Here is a 1,007-nt window from a genome sequence, read left to right as displayed (position 1 = left end):
GGCGACGTTCTCCGCCAGGTTCTCGGCCAGCGAGGGGCTGTCGGCGACGATCACCTTGGCCACGCCCGCGACCTGGGCGGCGGCCTTGGCGGCGTCGGCGGCGTTCGCACCGGCCACCAGCACATGGACATCGCCGCTGGCGCAGGCAATACCCGCGGTCACGGTGTTGAGGGTCGCCGGCTTCAAGGTGGCGTGGTCGTGTTCGGCAATAACAAGTACGGTCATTTTTTGTTCCAAAAAATAGATCTAGTCAGTTGGGGACAGAGCTTGCGCTTCGCGCTGCGGTCTGTCCCGCAAGCGGTTCAGATGACCTTCGCTTCGTTCTTCAGCTTGTCCACCAGGGTGGCCACATCAGGCACCTTGATGCCGGCACCGCGCTTGGGCGGCTCCGAGACCTTCAGCGTCTTCAGGCGCGGCTTGACGTCCACGCCGAGCTCTTCGGGCTTGACCACGTCGAGCTGCTTCTTCTTCGCCTTCATGATGTTGGGCAGGGTGACGTAGCGCGGCTCGTTCAGGCGCAGGTCGGTGGTGATCACCGCGGGCAGCGAGAGGGAGATCGTTTCCAGGCCGCCGTCGACCTCGCGCGTCACGTTGACCTTGTCGCCGGCCACTTCGACCTTCGAGGCGAAGGTGGCCTGCGGCAGGCCGGCCAGCGCCGCCAGCATCTGGCCGGTCTGGTTGGCGTCGTCGTCGATCGCCTGCTTGCCCAGGATGATGAGGCTCGGCTGCTCCTTGTCGACCAGCGCCTTCAAGAGCTTCGCCACGGCGAGCGGCTGCAGCTCCTCGGTGCTCTCCACCAGGATGGCGCGGTCGGCGCCGATGGCCATCGCGGTGCGCAGGGTCTCCTGGCACTTCGCGTCGCCGCACGAGACCGCGATGATCTCGGTGGCCACGCCCTTTTCCTTCAGGCGCACCGCCTCTTCGACCGCGATCTCGTCGAAGGGGTTCATGCTCATCTTCACGTTGGCAATGTCCACACCGGTGCCGTCGCTCTTCACGCGCACCTT

The 1,007-nt window shown here is 65.4% G+C and carries 2 protein-coding genes; both read right to left on the bottom strand.

What is annotated here, in order from left to right; all coding sequences use genetic code 11:
• Positions 1–225 (bottom strand): adenine nucleotide alpha hydrolase family protein (locus AC1DYK_RS35395; RefSeq protein ID WP_478170522.1); only part of this gene is annotated, 225 nt, incomplete at its 3' end.
• A gap of 77 nt (positions 226–302) precedes the next feature.
• Positions 303–1,007, bottom strand: a 705-nt coding sequence (locus AC1DYK_RS35390; RefSeq protein WP_478170521.1) for an electron transfer flavoprotein subunit beta/FixA family protein, incomplete at its 5' end; no start/stop codon positions are given.

It is taken from the genome of Variovorax sp. P2_H12 (assembly GCF_056403395.1).
This window is presented reverse-complemented; position numbering and strand designations above follow the sequence as displayed.